Source organism: Variovorax sp. P5_A3, from assembly GCF_056400665.1.
The window spans coordinates 139,668-156,573 of sequence record NZ_JBFUKW010000010.1; the positions used below are offsets into that span (position 1 = coordinate 139,668).

The 16,906-nt window shown below is 67.4% G+C and carries 14 protein-coding genes; 7 read left to right on the forward strand and 7 right to left on the reverse strand.

Translation table 11 applies throughout. The features are described 5' to 3' along the window. Position 1: 1 nt before the first annotated feature. From AC1D3B_RS17545 to AC1D3B_RS17560, 4 genes are all read left to right on the forward strand, one after another. Positions 2–1,414: a multicopper oxidase family protein gene (locus AC1D3B_RS17545; protein ID WP_478191933.1), complete on the forward strand. Its 1,413-nt coding sequence runs from the start codon at positions 2–4 to the stop codon at positions 1,412–1,414. A gap of 28 nt (positions 1,415–1,442) precedes the next feature. Further along, entirely contained in the window at positions 1,443–1,742 is a 300-nt protein-coding gene (locus tag AC1D3B_RS17550; protein ID WP_478191934.1) for a copper-binding protein, read from the forward strand. A gap of 177 nt (positions 1,743–1,919) precedes the next feature. Next, entirely contained in the window at positions 1,920–4,268 is a 2,349-nt protein-coding gene (locus AC1D3B_RS17555; RefSeq protein WP_478191935.1) for a fatty acid cis/trans isomerase, read from the forward strand. A gap of 88 nt (positions 4,269–4,356) precedes the next feature. Beyond that, positions 4,357–5,721, forward strand: a complete 1,365-nt coding sequence (locus tag AC1D3B_RS17560; RefSeq protein WP_478191936.1) for an MFS transporter — start codon at positions 4,357–4,359, stop codon at positions 5,719–5,721. Positions 5,722–5,739: 18 nt separating this feature from the next. Here AC1D3B_RS17560 and cueR read toward each other — a convergent pair whose 3' ends face one another. Then, positions 5,740–6,156: a Cu(I)-responsive transcriptional regulator gene (cueR, locus tag AC1D3B_RS17565; RefSeq protein ID WP_478191937.1), complete on the reverse strand. Its 417-nt coding sequence runs from the start codon at positions 6,154–6,156 to the stop codon at positions 5,740–5,742. Beyond that, positions 6,153–8,390, reverse strand: coding sequence for a heavy metal translocating P-type ATPase (locus tag AC1D3B_RS17570; protein WP_478191938.1), 2,238 nt, complete (start codon positions 8,388–8,390; stop codon positions 6,153–6,155). The genes cueR and AC1D3B_RS17570 overlap by 4 nt, the downstream gene beginning before the upstream one ends. Before the next feature lie 172 nt (positions 8,391–8,562). Here AC1D3B_RS17570 and AC1D3B_RS17575 point away from each other — a divergent pair, with 172 nt between their 5' ends. Next, positions 8,563–9,534: a JmjC domain-containing protein gene (locus AC1D3B_RS17575; protein ID WP_478191939.1), complete on the forward strand. Its 972-nt coding sequence runs from the start codon at positions 8,563–8,565 to the stop codon at positions 9,532–9,534. Positions 9,535–9,543: 9 nt separating this feature from the next. Here the strand turns inward: AC1D3B_RS17575 and AC1D3B_RS17580 are convergent, their stop codons facing one another. Both AC1D3B_RS17580 and AC1D3B_RS17585 read right to left on the reverse strand, forming a co-directional pair. Beyond that, positions 9,544–10,818, reverse strand: a complete 1,275-nt coding sequence (locus tag AC1D3B_RS17580) for a c-type cytochrome (RefSeq protein ID WP_478191940.1) — start codon at positions 10,816–10,818, stop codon at positions 9,544–9,546. Between the two features lie 7 nt (positions 10,819–10,825). After that, positions 10,826–11,566, reverse strand: coding sequence for a c-type cytochrome (locus tag AC1D3B_RS17585; RefSeq protein ID WP_478191941.1), 741 nt, complete (start codon positions 11,564–11,566; stop codon positions 10,826–10,828). 123 nt (positions 11,567–11,689) lie between these two features. Here AC1D3B_RS17585 and AC1D3B_RS17590 point away from each other — a divergent pair, with 123 nt between their 5' ends. Further along, the gene (locus AC1D3B_RS17590) at positions 11,690–12,421 is read left to right on the forward strand and encodes a DUF1345 domain-containing protein (RefSeq protein ID WP_478191942.1); all 732 of its coding nucleotides are present in this window, start codon (positions 11,690–11,692) and stop codon (positions 12,419–12,421) included. Here AC1D3B_RS17590 and AC1D3B_RS17595 read toward each other — a convergent pair. The 3 genes from AC1D3B_RS17595 to AC1D3B_RS17605 are packed head-to-tail and all read right to left on the reverse strand — an operon-like array spanning position 12,374 to position 15,410. Then, a complete protein-coding gene (locus tag AC1D3B_RS17595; protein ID WP_478191943.1) occupies positions 12,374–13,351 on the reverse strand; it encodes a DMT family transporter in 978 nt (325 codons plus the stop codon). The two genes, AC1D3B_RS17590 and AC1D3B_RS17595, sit on opposite strands and share 48 nt — an antisense overlap. Then, positions 13,348–13,845 carry a methylated-DNA--[protein]-cysteine S-methyltransferase gene (locus AC1D3B_RS17600; RefSeq protein WP_478191944.1) on the reverse strand — a complete coding sequence of 166 codons (498 nt, stop codon included), beginning with the start codon at positions 13,843–13,845 and terminating at the stop codon, positions 13,348–13,350. Before AC1D3B_RS17600 ends, AC1D3B_RS17595 begins: the two co-directional genes overlap by 4 nt. A gap of 5 nt (positions 13,846–13,850) precedes the next feature. Further along, positions 13,851–15,410: a DNA-3-methyladenine glycosylase 2 family protein gene (locus AC1D3B_RS17605; protein WP_478191945.1), complete on the reverse strand. Its 1,560-nt coding sequence runs from the start codon at positions 15,408–15,410 to the stop codon at positions 13,851–13,853. A gap of 112 nt (positions 15,411–15,522) precedes the next feature. Here AC1D3B_RS17605 and AC1D3B_RS17610 point away from each other — a divergent pair, with 112 nt between their 5' ends. Next, on the forward strand, positions 15,523–16,905 hold the full coding sequence (locus AC1D3B_RS17610) for a phosphomannomutase/phosphoglucomutase (RefSeq protein ID WP_478191946.1): 1,383 nt from the start codon (positions 15,523–15,525) through the stop codon (positions 16,903–16,905). The last annotated feature ends 1 nt before the right edge of the window (position 16,906 follow it).

The window sequence follows — 16,906 nt, forward strand, 5'->3', positions numbered from 1 at the left end:
CATGACGCACAGACGCAATTTCCTGGGCGCCGCTGGCGCCATCACCGGTGCGATCGCAGCCGCATCGGTCCACAAGGTGGCGATGGCCGCCTTGCCCGAGCCGGTGCTGCAGGGCAGGCCGGACACCATGCCGCCGCTGTCGCCCGCGACCGGACGGCCCTACAACCCCGTCGTCACGCTCAACGGCTGGACGCTGCCCTGGCGCATGAACAAGGGGGTCAAGGAATTCCACCTCGTCGCCGAACCGGTGGTGCGCGAGATGGCGCCCGGCTTCAAGGCGCACCTATGGGGCTACAACGGCCAGTCGCCGGGGCCGACCATCGAGGTCGTCGAGGGCGACCGGGTGCGCATCTTCGTGACCAACAAGCTGCCCGAGGGCACCAGCATCCACTGGCACGGTCAGCGCCTGCCCAACGGCATGGATGGCGTCTCGGGACTCACGCAGCCGGCCATCGCGCCGGGAAAGACCTTCGTCTACGAGTTCGTCGCGCGCCGGCCGGGCACCTTCATGTACCACCCGCACGCGGACGAGATGGTGCAGATGGCGATGGGGATGATGGGCTTCTGGATCACGCATCCGAAGGCCCCGCATCCGCTCATCGACGAGGTCGATCGGGACTTCGTCTTCCTGCTCAATGCCTACGACATCGAGCCCGGCAGCGCGACGCCGAAAATCATGACCATGCTCGACTTCAACCTCTGGTCCTGGAACAGCCGCATCTTCCCGGGCATTGATTCGCTCAACGTGCGACACAACGACAAGGTCCGCATCCGCTTCGGCAATCTCACGATGACGAACCACCCGATGCACCTGCACGGTCACGAGTTCGTCGTCACCGGCACCGACGGCGGACCGAAGCCGATGGCCGCGCGCTGGCCCGAGGTGACGACCGACGTCGGGGTCGGACAGATGCGGCAGATCGAGTTCCTCGCGGACGAGGAGGGCGATTGGGCCTTCCATTGCCACAAGAGCCACCACACGATGAACGCCATGGGACACGACGTGCCCACGATGATCGGCGTGGACCACCGCGACGTGGTCGGCAAGATCACGAAGCTCATCCCGGACTACATGGTGATGGGCGAGCGCGGCATGGGCGACATGAGCGAGATGGCGATGCCCTTGCCCGACAACACGGTGCCGATGATGGGGGGCGAGGGGCCGTTCGGCTCGGTCGAGATGGGCGGCATGTTCAGCGTGGTCAAGGTGCGCAAGGGGCAGAAGGCGGGCGACTACTCGAACCCCGGCTGGTTCAGGCATCCGCCGGGCACCGCCGCGCACGAACTGGCGGCGCCGGCGGCGAAGGCGCCGCGTGCGCGCGGCACGGGGTCGTCGGCAATGCCGCCGAGCGGCGCGCCGGCGCCCGGCATCGAAGTGCAGGTCCGCAAGCCGCGCGGGCATGCAGGTCATTGATCATTCACAAGCAGCAAAGGAACCAAGGATGTTCGGCTTTCGAAAGGCACTTCTCGCGAGCGTGGTCGCCATGTCCGGCTTCGCACATGCGCAGTCCGCGCCCGGCGACCTCAGCGAGGGCGAGGTGCGCAAGATCGACAAGGAAAACGCCAGGGTCACGCTGAAGCACGGGCCGTTGACCAATCTGGACATGCCGGGCATGACGATGGTGTTCAAGGTTGGCGACAGCCGCATGCTCGATGCGGTGCAGACGGGCGACAAGGTGCGGTTCAGGGCCGAGATGGTGGACGGAAGGCTCGTCGTGACCCGGATGGAGGCGGTGCGCTGAGCGCGAGAATGCTTGTGCCCGGAAGCCTCCTGCTTCGGTGTCGAGATTTCGAGCGAAGGCCGGGACGTTTCGCGTAGACGCGTCCGTCTTTCGTTTTCTACAGTAGGCGGGACGCCAGTTTGTCATGGCGCTCCGGGTACAGTGGGCGATCCATCCCCGCAATCCAAGGCTGTTCGCATGCGTCGTGTCGCATCCCTGTTCACACTCGTCCTCCTGATCGCTGCCTGCACCACGATCGCCACCCACCGGTTCGACGACCTTTTCGGTCCGTCCGACCCCCAGCGCTTCGACCACCCCATGGCGCCGCCAGCGGGGCAGTCGTACGCGCAGACGATCCAGCCCATCCTCGACCGCCGGTGCGTGGCTTGCCACGCCTGCTACGACGGGCCTTGCCAGCTCAAGACAACGGCGTGGGAAGGGCTGGCGCGCGGTGCGAGCAAGACGCCCGTGTACGACGCCAGCCGGCTGCTGGCCGCGACACCGTCACGCCTGTTCGTCGATGCGGACAAGCCTTCGGAATGGCGTGAGCGCGGCTTCTTCCCGGTGCTCAACGAGCATGCACCGACGCCGGAAGCGAACCGCACCGCGGGATTGATGTACCGCTTGCTCATGCTCAAGCAGCAGCATCCCTTGCCGACCGAAGGCGTCGTCGGCGGTGGACTCGATTTCTCCATCGGCCGCTCGGCGATGTGCCCGGCCGGCCCGGAGATCGATCACTATGAGCGCGCGATGCCTCAGGGCGGCATGCCTTTCGGACTGCCGGGCCTGAGTGCGGCCGAGCACAACACGCTGACTCGCTGGCTGGAGCAGGGCGCCCCCTATGAAGGCCCGGCCGCGCCGACGCCGCTGGCGATGCAGCGCGTGGCGCAGTGGGAACGCTTCTTCAACGGTGATTCGCTGAAGGAAAGGCTCTTCAGCCGCTATGCCTACGAGCATCTCTTCCTCGCGCACCTCTACTTCGACGACGACCCGCAGCGCCAGTACTTCAAGCTGGTGCGGTCGGCCACGCCGCCCGGCCAGCCGGTGCAACTGATCGCGAGCCGCCGTCCGGTCGACGATCCCGGTGTGGAACGCGTGTACTACCGGATCGTGCCCGAGCGAGAGACCATCGTCGCCAAGACGCACATGCCTTACGCGCTGGGCGCCCAACGCATGGCGCGCTGGCGGGCACTGTTCATCGATGCGCCGTTTGCGGTGAACCGCTTGCCGGGCTACAGCGCCGACACGGCCGCCAATCCGTTCTCCACCTTCGAGGCCTTGCCGGTCAGCGCTCGCTACCGCTTCATGCTCGACGAGGCCGAGTTCACGATCATGGGTTTCATCAAGGGGCCGGTGTGCCGTGGCCAGATGGCGCTCGATGTCATCGACGACCACTTCTGGGTCGTCTTCCAGGCGCCGACCGATGCCTTCGACGCGGCGCAGTCGAACCTGCTGGCGCGGGACGCCAACCTGCTGCGCCTGCCGACCGGCAGCAGCAACACCGAAGTCCTGATCCCGTGGCTGTACTACGCGAAGCTCGAGAACGAATACCTGAAGGCCAAGTCGGATTTCCTTGCGCAATCGCTGCAAGGGCCGGGCAGTCTCGACCTGCGAATGATCTGGGACGGCGACGGTCGCAACGACAACGCGGCGCTCACGGTCTTCCGGCACTTCGACAGCGCGAGTGTCGTCAAGGGCATGGTGGGCGAGTCGCCCAAGACAGCGTGGGTCATCGGCTATCCGCTGCTGGAGCGCATCCATTACCTGCTGGTCGCCAACTACGACGTCTACGGCAATGTCGGGCATCAGCTCAATTCGCGGCTCTACATGGACTTCCTGCGCATGGAAGGCGAGTTCAACTTCATCGTGATGCTGCCCAAGGCACAACGAAAGGCAACGCGGGACGCGTGGTACCGCGGCGACAGCCTTGACACGCGCGAGCAGGTCTATGGTGGTCCGGCGACGACGCTGGATCTGGAGAGCCGCATCCCGTTCAAGACGACCGATCCGAAGCGCGAACTGCTCGGATTGATGAAGACCCGTCTCGCGCCCGTGCTGGACCTGCGTTTCGATATCGACCGGCATGTCGCGCCTGCGTTGAGGACGCCGCTTCACGAACTCGAGAGCGTGCATGGGGCCGCACTGCAATGGCTGCCCGAAAGCTCGCTGCTGGTGGTCGAAACGCCCGATGGCAACCTGCGCACCTTCAGCCTGATCCGCAATACCGCGCATGGCAGCGTGTCGCACCTGCTCGGCGAACGCCGCGAGCTGCGGCCCGATGAGGACACGCTGACAGTCGTCCCCGGCGTGATCGGCGCCTATCCGAATGCGTTCTACCGCGTGAAGGCCAGCGAATTGCCGGCGATGACCGCCGCCGTTGGCCAACTCCGCTCCGAGGCCGACTACGCGGCCTTCGCCAGGCGTTGGGCCGTTCGGCGCACGAATCCGGACTTCTGGGCCTTCAGCGACGCGGTGATCGATCGCTACCAGAAGGACCAATCGCTGGAGGCCGGCATCCTCGACTACAACCGCTTCGAAAACCGATAGGCGCGAGGCGAGCCACCGATCGGCGTTGGAGACATCGCGCCGCACCCGCAGCACCTGCGCTGCATGACAACCCACGGGAGATAAAAAAATGTCGTCGCCAACCCCTGCCCTCGATGTGCAGACCTTCCTCAACGAGAAGCGGTTTTCCCGCTTCCAGTGGCTGATCTTCACCTTGTGCTTCATCATCGTCCTGCTGGACGGTTTCGATACCGCGGCGATCGGCTTCATCGCGCCGTCGCTGCTCACCGAATGGCAGGTCGGGAAACCGGCGCTCGGACCTGTGTTGAGCGCGGCGCTGTTCGGCCTGGCCTTCGGTGCGCTCGCTGCTGGGCCGTTGTCCGATCGGCTCGGGCGACGACGGCTGCTCATTCTCTCGGTCATCGTGTTCGGCGTGGCGTGCCTGTGGTCCGGCTTCGCGACCAGCCTGGACGAACTCGCGGTCCTGCGCTTCGTCACCGGCGTGGGACTCGGCGCCGCGATGCCGAATGCCGTCACGCTGATGAGCGAGTACTGCCCCGACAGCCGACGCGCCACCATGACCAACCTGATGTTCTGCGGCTTCCCGCTCGGCGCCGCGTTCGGCGGATTCCTGGCGTCATGGATGATCCCGCATTTCGGCTGGCGCAGCGTGCTGGTGCTGGGCGGCACGGTGCCGCTTCTGCTGCTGGTGCCGCTGGTGATGTGGTTGCCGGAGTCGGTGCGCTACATGGTGGCCAAGCGCCAGGCGGCGGAGAAGATCCGTGCCGTGCTTGTGAAGATTTCCGCATCGGCGTCCAGCGCCACCACTTTCACGATGACCGAGAAAGCCGCGCCCGCGAGCAGCGGAAAGACCGGCATCGCGCTGGTGCTGTCGGGCTCCTACGTGGTCGGCACGTTGATGTTGTGGCTGGCCTATTTCATGGGCCTGGTGATCTTCTACGCGCTCATCAACTGGATGCCGATCCTGTTCAAGGAGGCCGGGCTCGACACGCAGACCGCGGGCCTGATTGCCGCGCTGTTCCCGCTGGGCGGCGTCGGTGCGGTGCTGTTCGGCTTCCTGATGGACCGCTTCAACCCCAACCGCATCATCGCCGTCGGCTTTGCGCTCACCGCCGTCGCGATCTGGGCCATCGGGCAGTCGAGCGGCAACGTCGCCACGCTGGTGGTCGTCGTGTTCGTCGCCGGCGTGCTGATGAACACCGCCCAGTCCTCGCTCCCGGCGCTCGCCGCGGCTTTCTACCCGACTTCGGGGCGCGCCACGGGTGTCTCCTGGATGCTGGGCATGGGTCGCTTCGGCGGCATCGCCGGCTCGCTGCTCGTGGCGGAACTCACGCGGCGGCAGTTCGGCTTTGCGCAGGTCTTCACGGTGATCGCTGCGGCTGGCCTGGTGTCGGCAATCGCCTTGCTGGTCAAGCAGGCCGTGACGCCGCACGCGGCAGCGGCAGTGCCGCGTGGCGAAGTGCTGGGGCACTGAGCCGCGTGAAGGTTCGCCCTATCTTTCGAGCTCGTCGAGGATGGGGCAGTCCGGGCGGTGATCGCCGTGGCAGCAATGCGCGAGCTGCTCCAGCGTGCGCTTCATCGCGGTCATTTCCTCGATGCGGCGATGCAGGTCCTCGGCGTGCGCGAGGGCGATGCGCTTGACGTCCGCACTGGCACGTTGCTTGTTCTGCCACAGCTTCAGCAGTTCCGCGATCTCGGCCATGCTGAAGCCCAGGTCCCGTGCACGGCGGATGAAGCGCAGCGTGTGCACGTTGTTCTCGGTGTACTGGCGGTAGCCCGCATCCGTACGGCCGATGTCGGGAATCAGGCCGAGAGATTCGTAATGCCGAACCATCTTGGCCGACACGCCCGATCGGGCTGCGGCTTCGCCGATGTTGAAGGGTTCCATTCCTGCCCCGGCTTCGCTCATTGCGCATTTCCCTTCCAGCGCCGCAGCAGCAGCGCGTTGCTCACCACACTCACACTGCTGAACGCCATCGCTGCACCAGCGATCACGGGGCTCAGCATGCCGAAGGCGGCCAGCGGGATGCCGACCACGTTGTATGCGAAGGCCCAGAACAGGTTCTGCCGGATCTTGGCGTAGGTGCGGCGCGAGATGTCGATGGCGTCGCTGACGAGCGCCGGATCGCCGCGCATGAGCGTGATGCCGGCCGCGTGCATGGCGACATCGGTGCCGGTGGACATCGCGATACCGACATCGGCCGCGGCCAGTGCCGGCGCGTCGTTGATGCCGTCGCCGACCATGGCGACGCGCTCGCCGCCCGCCTTCAGCTGCGCGATGATCGTCGCCTTGTCCTCCGGCAGCACCTCTGCGCGAACGGTGTCGATCTTCAGCAGGCGCGCGATCGCTTCCGCGCTGCCGCGGTTGTCGCCGGAGACCAGCGCCGTGCGAATCCCTTGCGCATGCAACCGGCGGATGGCCTCGGCCGCGCTCGCCTTGGGCGTATCGCCGAAGGCGAGCAGGCCGATGAGCGTGGGGCGCGCCGTAACGTCCGCCAGCCACGAGACGGTACGGCCTTCCGACTGCAACAGCGTCGCGCGCGCATCGAGCTTGCCGAGCGGCACCGAAAGTTCTCGCATGTAGCGGGTGCTGCCCAGCCGGAGTTCGCGGCCGTCGACGGTCGCCGACATGCCGCGTCCCGCGACGGCGCGCACCGCGCCAGCGCGTGGAACATCGACTGCCGCATTCCTTGCCGCAGTGAGCACAGCGCGCGCGAGGGGGTGCTCGCTGCCCGATTGGATCGCGGCACTGGCGCGAAGCAGGGCACTGGTATCGCCATCCACGGCTTCGAACGCGACCAGTTCCGGGCGGCCTTCGGTCAAGGTGCCCGTCTTGTCGAAGGCGACGACACGGATGCTGTGCGCCACTTCGAGCGCTTCCGCGTCCTTGATCAGCACGCCGTGGCGCGCGGCGACACCTGTGCCGGCCATGATCGCGGTCGGCGTCGCAAGACCCAATGCGCAGGGGCAGGCGATCACGAGGACGGCGACGGCGTTGAGGATGGCCGTTTCCCAGTTGCCCGTGACGAGGCCCCAGCCCAGGAAGGTCAGCAACGCGATGCCGATGACCACCGGCACGAACACATTGCTGACCTGGTCCACGAGGCGCTGGATCGGCGCCTTCTTTGCCTGCGCGGATTCCACCAGCCGCACTATGCGCGCCAGCGTCGATTCCGCGCCCACGGCGGTGGTGCGAACCACCAGCAGGCCCTGGCCGTTGACGGAGCCGCCGGTGACGGCGTCGCCCACCTGCTTGGTGACAGGCAGGCTTTCGCCGGTGATCAGCGACTCGTCCAGTTCGCTCGCACCCTCGATGACCAGGGCATCCACCGGCATGCGTTCGCCCGGCCGGACGACGACGAGGTCGCCGATCCCGACTTGCGCCAGGGGAAGGTCATGGTCGATGCCGTCGCGGCGAACCCGGGCGCGATCAGGCCGCAGCGCGTTCAATGCGCGGATGGCTTCGGTGGTCTGCCGCTTGGCCCGCGTCTCGAGCCACTTTCCCAGCAGCACGAGCGTGATGACCACGGCCGACGCTTCGAAGTACAGGTGCGGCATGCCGCCGTGGCCTGCGTGTTTGAAGAGCAGGTAGACACTGAGTCCATAGGCCGCCGTCGTGCCGAGGGCGACGAGCAGGTCCATGTTGCCGGCGCGGGCCTTGAGGGCTTTCCAGCCGGCGCGATAGAAGCGCGCGCCCAGCCAGAACTGGACGGGCGTCGCGAGCGCGAGTTGCAGCCAGCTGTCGAGCATCCATTCCTCGCCGAATAGCAGCCCGACCATAGGCAACACCAGCGGCGCGGAGAGGATGGCGGCGGCGATGACGGGCCAGGCGTCGTTGCGCTTGCGCGGTCTTGCGGCCGGCGCGCCGGAGGTTCCGGCGCTTTCGGGCGGCGGCGCTGTTTCGCCGACGGTGTAGCCGGCCTTCTCGATGGCGGCGCGCAAGGTGCCCAGCGACACCGACCCATCGGTCTGGACGCTGGCCGCTTCGGTGGCGAGGTTGACGCTCGCCTCCGTCACGCCCGGGACGCCGTTGAGCGACCGTTCCACCCGTGCCACGCACGACGCGCAGGTCATGCCTTCGATCGGAAGCGACCATTCCTTCAGGTCGCTCGCGCCGGGTGACAGCGCCAGGCTGCTGTTCATTCGAAATCTCCTGTTCTTCGAGCCGCAGATGCGGCGGATGAAAGGAGTATCAACCTTGACATCATGGGAGGGTCAAGGGACAGGGCAGACACCTACTTTCGCCATATCCCGCCAGTTAATAGTAATTTGGTGTTACTTCCGCTATGCTTTTTGCACAGTTCCTGGAGGAATCATGGGCGCTAGCGACATCGAGCGGATGGCGGCCTTGACGTCGAATTGCCGGCTCTGGGTGGACGACCCGGCTGGTTTCACGACGCACAAGGTGGGTCGGCTCCATCACAACTATCACGAGCATCCGCTGTTCCAGTTGCCAGAGCTCGAAGCGCTGGCCAGGGAGCTCTCGCCGATGAAGCAATGCCGCTTCGTCCGGCCGGGCCTCACGCAGGCTTCGGGCTTCGCGCACGACAGCCAGCACCCGGACGGGCGCAGCATCGAGGAGGTCTTCCGACGCATCGAGGAGCCGGGATCGTGGATCGCGCTCTACAACGTCGAAGCCATTCCGCGCTACCAGGCCCTGCTCAACAACATTCTGGACAACGTGCGCGAGACCATCGAGCGCGAGCAGCCCGACATCTTCATGGTGACCGGCTTCATCTTCATCTCGGCGCCGCCGTCGGTCACCCCCTTCCACATCGACCGCGAGAACAACTTCTGGCTCCAGTTGCGCGGGCGGAAGGTCATGAACGTCTGGGACCACACGGACCGGGTCGTCGTGCCCGCCGACGCGGTGGAGGACTTCATCGTCGCGCACTCGCTGCGCAGGGTCCGCCTGAAGGAAGAATTCAAGGCGCGCAGCCACGAGTTCGAAACGCGCCCGGGCGATGGCGTGTACTTCCCGAGCACTTCGCCGCACATGACGCGCTCGGATCGCGACTGGACTTCGCCCGGGGACGGGGTGGCGATCTCGATCGGCGTGAACTTCTACACCTCGGTCACGCGCAGGGTGGCGCGCGTGCACCAGCTCAACCGCGTATTGCGCAAGTGCGGCCTGTCGCCCGTGCCGCCGGGAGAATCGCTGTCGGCGGACACCTTCAAGGCGCCCATCGGCGAACTCGTCGGATCGGCACGCTCGACGCTGGCGCGCATGCTGGCGCCCATCCGGCGCGCCCAGCGCACCGCAAAGGCGCCGCCGGGATCGTTCTGAGGGCCGCACTCAGCGGCGCAGCATGTCACGCGGCGTGACCGGCGGCGCATCGTTGCCCCAGGAGCCGCGCACGTAGGTCAGCACGGCCGCGACATCGGTGTCGTCGAGCACGTAGCGGAAAGGCGGCATGCCATAGGGCCGCGGATTGCCGCCGGTGGAAGGCAGGAAGCCGCCATGGCGAACGATCTGGATCAGGTTCACGGCCGAGTCCATCAGCACCGCGCGATTGCCCGCGAGCGGCGGGTAGGCGCCTTCGGCACCTTGCCCCTGATCGCCGTGGCAATAGGCGCACCGCTGGTCGAAGATCCGTCCGCCGCGCTCCATGACGCGCGGATCGCGGCGCGATGTCGTGGACGTCGAAGCCGGCGCGGCGGACGCGGTGTTCGGCAAGGTCTTCAGGTACACGCCCATGGCGCGCAAGTCGGCGTCGTCCAGATGCTGCGTGCTGCCGAACACGACGTCCGCCATCGGCCCCATCACCGAACCGCGCGCCGAGCGGCCGTTCTTGAGCAGTTCGGCCACGTCCTTCGGGTCCCAGTCGGCGACACCTGCCTCGCGCTTCGAGGTGAGCGACGGCGCATACCAGTTCTCCACCGCGATGAGTCCGCCCGACAGGCCGAGCTTCTCCTGTGTGGCGCCGAGCGCGTTGCGCGTGCCGTGGCAGGCGATGCAATGCCCGAGGCCATCGACGAGGTAGGCGCCGCGGTTCCATTCGGCCGGCTTCGCCGGGTCGGGGACGTAGGTGCCCGGCGTGAAGGAGAGCGCCCGCCACACGGCCAGCGCCGGTTGCGTGTCGTAGGGAAAGCGCAGGTCGTGCGGGAGGTTCGGCGTGGGCGAGGGCGGGATGCTCTGCAGGTACGCGAAGATCGCGTCCGAGTCCTCGCGCGTCACGCGGGTGAAGTTCGGATACGGAAAAGCGGGGTAGAGCAGCCGCCCGTCCTTCGACCGCCCGTTGTGCAGGGCGCGCCAGAAGTGCGCGGAGGTCCAGCCGCCGATGCCGGCATTGGGGTCCGGCGTGAGGTTGCTGGCGAAGATCGTGCCGAAAGGCGTTTCGATGCCGACGCCGCCCGCGTAGGGCGCGCCGCCACGGGCCGTGTGGCAGCCGGCGCAATTGCCGGCGAGCGCCAGGTAGCGGCCGCGTTCGATCTGGTCGGGCGTGGGGTTGAATGCGACGGGTGGGTCGGGGAGCTTGTCTTCGCCGCGCAGGTTGAGCGCGATGACGGCCAGTCCCGCCAGCACGGCGAGGGTGGCGAGAAAGGTCAGCAGGTAGAGCAGGCGTCGCATGGCGGGATCAACGGGTGTTCAGCGCGCTGCACGCCATCGGAACCGGGCTTGGCGGGTTGGCCTCCGGCTTGGGATGGGCCGGCACGGGTTGCAGGACCAGCCAGCTCGTCACCGCGTTGATGTCGGCTGTCGTGAGCTTGCGGCCCACTTGCGCCATGCAGTCGGGTTCGAGCGCATGGCGGTCGCTGGTGACCCAGGCGCCGAGTTGCGACGACAGGTAGAGGCGCGGCAGGCCTACCAGCCCCGGAATGCCCGGCAGCACCCCCGTCAGCGCCTGGCCATGGCATTGCGCGCACGCAGGAATGCCGCGCGCCGAGTCGCCCTCGAATACCAGCGCCTTGCCATGCGCGAGCATCTGCGGCGTCGCATCGGTGGTGGTCGGCACGGGCGGATAGGGCAGGTCGATGCCCGCGAAGTAGTCCGCGATCTCGCGGAGGTAGGCATCCGACAGGTGCTGCACCATGTGCGTCATGTCGGAGTTGAAGCGACGGCCGTCACGGTAGCTCTGCAGCTGGTTGAAGAGATAGGCCGCCGGTTTGCCCGACAGGCGGGGGAAGTAGGCGGCCTCGGTGCTCGAACCTTCCCGGCCGTGACAGGCGATGCAGGCTGCGGCGCGCTGCTCGATGGTGTCGGGGACATGTCCGGGAGCGGGCGGGGCGGCGTGGGTCGGCACCAGGGTCGAGGCGACGAGCGCGAACGCGCCCACGACGCATCGCGGCAGGGCCTGCAAACGGCGTGGGGTCTTCATGCGTGGTTCATCGGTTTTCATGACTGTCGCCCATCGCACGGCGAAAGAACAGTCTCAGTGTCGCGCCAATCGACCGGATCAGTTGGGTGAGTTGCAAGAGTTGGAGAGGCTACAGTGGGCCGCATGCGCAAGCAATTCGTCATGATGTCAGGGGGCCAGCGGCTCCTGTGCGGGGCCGTCATCGGTCTGCTGGTGGGGCTGGGCATGGGTTTCACGCCGCTCGCCCCCGGGCCATGCGGGCTGGTGGGCTGGTGCACCGCCGCAGCGGTGTACCTGCTGCCCGCCTGGTGGCTGGCGGAGACCCTGGACGCGGACGGCACCCGCTTGCGCGCGCAGTCGATGGACCCGCCCAGGGTCTGGCTCCTGGTCATCATGCTGGTCGCGGTCTGCGTCAGCGTGGGAGTGATCCTGACGCTGCTGCGGCAAGTGCCCAACCTGCGCGGCATGGAGCGCATCGGGCTCATCGCGCTGGGGCTGGCCGCGCTCACGAGTTCGTGGCTGACGATCCACACGATCTACGCCTTCCACTATGCGCACCGCTATTACCAGGCGGAAATCGATCCCGACGAGCAGGGGCCGGGGCTCGACTTTCCGGGCAAGCTGGAGCCGGACTACTTCGACTTCCTCTACTACTCCTTCGTGGTCGGCATGACCTCGCAGGTGTCGGACGTGCAGGTCACATCGCGCGACATGCGGCGGATCACGCTCGTGCATGGCGTGGTGTCCTTCGCCTTCAACATGCTGGTGCTGGCGCTCTCGATCAACGTAGTGGCCACGCTGATCCAGGATTCGTCGAGCGATGGCGCTTCAGGAAGCTCCGGTTCGACGGCCCAGCCTGACAAGCCCCGTCGATAGCGCAACGCCGCAGACGATCACCACTGCGCAGATCAGCATCCACTGCGTGATCTCCTCGCGGAGGAAAACTGCCCCATAGAACAGGGCGAACACCGGCACCAGGAAGGTCACCGTCAAGGCCCGCGCCGGCCCCGCGGCCTCGATCAGGCGGAAGAACAGGATGTAGGCCAGCCCCGTGCAGGCGGTGCCGACGGCGATGAGCGCAAGCCACGCCTGCAGGCTCGGCATCTGCGCGGGCCAGAGCCAGAGGGCCGGCAGCGCGAGCGCGAGCGTGGCGCCGATCTGGCTGCCCGTCGCGGTCGCCAGTGCGGGAACGCCGACCAGGTGCTTGCGCGTCAGGCTCGCCGAGAAGGCATAGCAGACGCATGCCGCGAGACAGGATGCGATGGCCCAGCGCGCCGCGCTTTCGTCGGCGCCCGAATGGAAGCCCGCGCTGCGGCCCGCCAGCATGGCAACACCCGCAAAGCCGATCACCAGCCCGAGGATGCGCGAGCGGTCGGGACGGTCGCCGAACCACGCCCACGCGACCAACGCGCCGAACATCGGCACGGTCGCATTGATGACCGCTGCGAGGCCGCTGTTGATGGTCAGCAGCGCGAACGCGAAGAAGGCGAAGGGCAAGCCGGAATTGAGCACGCCGATGCCCAGCGCTGGCTTCCAGTGCTGCCTGAAGCTGGACCATTGGCCCCGGAAGAGCAGGAGAGGGAACAGGAACACCATCGCGATGCCCACGCGGACCGCGGCGGTCGGCAGCGCACCGAACTCCGCGGCGCCGATGCGCATGAACAGGAAAGACGCGCCCCACAGCATGCCGAGCAGCAAGAGGTCTACCAGCCATCGTCGGCTGGCCGGCTGCGCGGCCTTGGGCTTCGGTATCGCGGCGGACGGCTTGGCTGCAGCGATTTCAGCGGTGCATTCGCCTTCGCTCACAGTGCGCCTTCCAGTTCGAGCAGCGCGGTCTTGCGTTCGAGCCCGCCCGCATAGCCGGTGAGCGAGCCATCGGCACCCAGCACGCGATGGCAAGGCACGATCACGCTGATCGGATTGCGTCCGACGGCCGCGCCCACGGCACGCACGGCGGCCGGATTGCCGACACCGACGCTGAGCGCGCCGTAGCTGGTCGTCTTGCCCGCCGGGATGGCGAGCAGCGCCTGCCACACCGATTGCTGAAAGGCCGTGCCATGGGAGAGGTCCAGCGGCAGGTCGAAATGCTGCCGGCGACCGGTGAAGTAGTCCCCGAGTTGCACGGCGGCTTCGCGGAGTACCGGATGGTCGTCACGGGGCTGCCATCCGGTCATGTCTGGCCAGTGGCGTTGCTGGTCGAACCAGACGCCGGCAAGGCCCTTGTCCGTCGCTGCGAGCGTGATGCCGCCGAGCGGGCTGTCGATGTGGGTGGTGTAGATGATGGCGTTCCTGAATTTCATGGCGGTCAACCTGTGACGCTGGAAGGTGTTGGGAATGAAGCGGCCGTCGCGTCGGCCGTGTTGGAAGGTGAAGGTGCGGGGCTGTGCCAGGCGCGCAGCACCGCGTAGCCGCGCCAGGGCCGCCACGCGAGCGAAGCCTCGGCCGCGGCGCGTGCCGTCGTCACGCCGAGCGCTTTCTGCAGCGCGACATCGCCGGCCGGGAAGGCATCTGGCCAGCGCAGGGCGCGCATCGCGATGTATTGCGCCGTCCAGTCGCCGATGCCCGGCAGGGCCTGCAACGCGGCGAGGGTGGCGGGCACGTCCGCCCCGGCATGCAATGCGAGACGGCCGTCGAGGACTTCGCGCGCCACGGCGAGCAGCGCCGCCTGCCGCTGCCGCACGATGCCCAACTGCCCGAGCGCGTCGCCGCTTGCTGCGGCGATGGCGGCGGGTGTCGGGAACAGGCGGTCAAGGCCCTCGATCGGCGTGACGATCGGCTCGCCGAAGGCCTGCACCAGCCGCGCGCCCAGCGTGCGCGCCGCGGCCACGGTGATCTGCTGGCCGAGCACGGCGCGCACCGCAAGCTCGAAGCCGTCGACCGTGCCCGGTACGCGCAATCCGTCGCCGAGCGGGAAGCTCGCATGCAGGGCGCTGTTGATCGCCATCGGCTCCGCGTCGAGATCGAGCATGGCGCGCACGCGGCTGATCACGGTTGGGAGCACCGCGGCGAGCGATTCGCAGACGCGCAGCAGGACCTGCTCGCGCAGCGGATCGAAGCGAAGCTGCAGCCATCCTTCGAGCGTGCGTGCGCCTTGCGTCACGCGCAGCGTGCGCGCGAACTGTCGTGTTCCGCCTGTGTCGCTCAGCACCTCGACGCCGCGCAAGGCACGACGCGCAAAGAAGTCCAGCATGGCATCGCCGTCGTACGGAGGGCGGTAGCCCAGGCGCACGTTCACCGCCGCGTCCTCGCGGTCACCCGCCGGAGCACCGGCACGGCGCAGCGCACTGGGGTTGAGGCCGTAGTGCGTCAGGAAGGCTGCATTGAAGCGGCGGACACTCGCGAAGCCGCTCGCCATCGCCACTTGCGTCATCGGCAGGCGCGTGTCGGCGATGAGCTGTTTCGCGGCCAGCAGGCGGCGGGTCTGGAGGTACTGGAGGGGCGAGACGCCGAATTGCGTCTCGAAGATGCGGCGCAGGTGGCGGTCGCTGACGCCGAGCCGCGCGGCGATGCGGGCCGCGCCGGGGCCGTCCTCGGACCAGGCGTCCGGTTCGTCGATCAGGCGCGCGGCTTGCAAGGCAAGGATGCGCGATGCGTCCTCGGTCGACCAGCTCGCAGCCCGGGGCGCCAGTTCGGGCCGGCAGCGCAGGCAGGGACGGAATCCCGCCGCCTCCGCCTGTGCCGCATGGCGGAAGAAGCAGCAGTTCTCGCGCCGCGGCAGCTTGACGCGGCAGACCGGGCGGCAATAGACGCCGGTCGAGGTCACGCCGGTGAAGAACGAGCCGTCGAAGCGCGCGTCGTGCGCTTTCATGGCGAGGTAACAGGCGTCGCCCTCGAGTCCGGCGGTGGCGGCTGGGGCGGGGGACATGGAAGGATGATACGGCGGCGTACGAGCAGGATTGGCCATTTCCGGACATCTGGCCCCGGGAGGCCATGCCTACAATGGTCTTCATTTCTTGAACTTCTCAGGGGAAGCCTTCATGCAACTCAGCGCATCGATCTTCAAGGCCTACGACATTCGCGGCGTGGTGCCCACCACGCTCGACGCGGAAGTCGCCGAGGCACTCGGCAAGGCCTTCGGCAGCGCAGCGCGTGCGGCCGGGGAGAAGTCGGTGGCAGTGGGGCGCGACGGGCGGCTTTCGGGCCCCGCATTGGTGAACGCGCTGATCAAGGGCCTGGTCGCCACCGGCATCGAGGTCATCGACGTCGGCGCGGTGACCACCCCCATGCTCTACTTTGCGGCCCACACCCTGGCGACCAGCGGCATCCAGGTCACCGGCAGCCACAACCCCAAGGACTACAACGGCTTCAAGATGGTGCTGGCCGGCCGCGCCATCTACGGCGACGAGATCCAGGGCCTGCGCAAGGTGATGGAAGCCGACAGCGCCAAACTCGCACCCGGCGGCAGCGTGCGCAAGGTCGACGTGACCGAGGCCTACACGCAGCGCATCGTGGGGGACATCAAGCTGGCACGCCCGCTGAAGATCGTCGTCGATTCGGGCAACGGCATCGCGGGCGCATCGGCCCCGGCGATCCTGCGCGCCATCGGCTGCGAGGTCACCGAACTCTTCAGCGAGGTCGATGGCAACTTCCCCAACCATCATCCCGATCCGAGCAAGCCGGAGAACCTCAAGGACCTCATCGCGGCGCTGCAGGCGGGCGACGCCGAACTGGGCCTGGCCTTCGACGGCGACGGCGACCGGCTGGGCATCGTCACCAAGGACGGCACCAACATCTATCCGGACCGCCAGATGATGCTCTTCGCGCAGGACGTGCTGTCGCGCGTGCCGGGCGGCACCATCGTCTTCGACGTGAAGTGCTCGCAGCGCCTGGGCCCGGCCATCGAGGCCGCCGGCGGCAAGCCGCTGATCTTCAAGACCGGTCATTCGCTGATCAAGGCCAAGATGAAGGAAATCGATTCGCCGCTGGGCGGCGAGATGAGCGGCCACATCTTCTTCAAGGAACGCTGGTTCGGCTTCGACGACGGCACCTATGCCGGATGCCGCCTGCTGGAGATCCTGAGCAAGAGCCCGAATGCCAGCGACGTGCTCAACGCCTTGCCGACCAGCTTCTCGACGCCCGAGCTCAACGTCAAATGCGCCGAGGGCGAGCCGCACACGGTCGTCGACCAGCTCGTCAAGACCGCGAAGTTCGCTGCGCCGGCCAAGGTGTCGACCATCGACGGCGTGCGCGTCGACTGGCCCGATGGCTTCGGGCTGATCCGCGCGTCGAACACCACGCCGGTGCTGGTGCTGCGCTTCGAGGGCCAGACCGAGGCCGCGCTCCATCGCATCGAAGGCGAGATGCTCGCGCTGCTCAAGAGCGCCAAGCCGGACGCCACCCTGGCCGAAGCCGCCCACTGAT

Excerpts from the sequence above, each read along its gene's own strand:
- AC1D3B_RS17590 (WP_478191942.1), top strand. The coding sequence starts at position 11,690 with ATGCGCAAGCAATTCGTCATGATGTCAGGGGGCCAGCGGCTCCTGTGC.
- AC1D3B_RS17550 (WP_478191934.1), top strand. The coding sequence starts at position 1,443 with ATGTTCGGCTTTCGAAAGGCACTTCTCGCGAGCGTGGTCGCCATGTCC.
- AC1D3B_RS17580 (WP_478191940.1), bottom strand. The coding sequence starts at position 10,818 with ATGCGACGCCTGCTCTACCTGCTGACCTTTCTCGCCACCCTCGCCGTG.
- AC1D3B_RS17575 (WP_478191939.1), top strand. The coding sequence starts at position 8,563 with ATGGGCGCTAGCGACATCGAGCGGATGGCGGCCTTGACGTCGAATTGC.
- AC1D3B_RS17545 (WP_478191933.1), top strand. The coding sequence starts at position 2 with ATGACGCACAGACGCAATTTCCTGGGCGCCGCTGGCGCCATCACCGGT.
- AC1D3B_RS17570 (WP_478191938.1), bottom strand. The coding sequence starts at position 8,390 with ATGAACAGCAGCCTGGCGCTGTCACCCGGCGCGAGCGACCTGAAGGAA.
- cueR (WP_478191937.1), bottom strand. The coding sequence starts at position 6,156 with ATGAGCGAAGCCGGGGCAGGAATGGAACCCTTCAACATCGGCGAAGCC.
- AC1D3B_RS17585 (WP_478191941.1), bottom strand. The coding sequence starts at position 11,566 with ATGAAGACCCCACGCCGTTTGCAGGCCCTGCCGCGATGCGTCGTGGGC.
- AC1D3B_RS17555 (WP_478191935.1), top strand. The coding sequence starts at position 1,920 with ATGCGTCGTGTCGCATCCCTGTTCACACTCGTCCTCCTGATCGCTGCC.
- AC1D3B_RS17600 (WP_478191944.1), bottom strand. The coding sequence starts at position 13,845 with ATGAAATTCAGGAACGCCATCATCTACACCACCCACATCGACAGCCCG.
- AC1D3B_RS17610 (WP_478191946.1), top strand. The coding sequence starts at position 15,523 with ATGCAACTCAGCGCATCGATCTTCAAGGCCTACGACATTCGCGGCGTG.
- AC1D3B_RS17605 (WP_478191945.1), bottom strand. The coding sequence starts at position 15,410 with ATGTCCCCCGCCCCAGCCGCCACCGCCGGACTCGAGGGCGACGCCTGT.
- AC1D3B_RS17560 (WP_478191936.1), top strand. The coding sequence starts at position 4,357 with ATGTCGTCGCCAACCCCTGCCCTCGATGTGCAGACCTTCCTCAACGAG.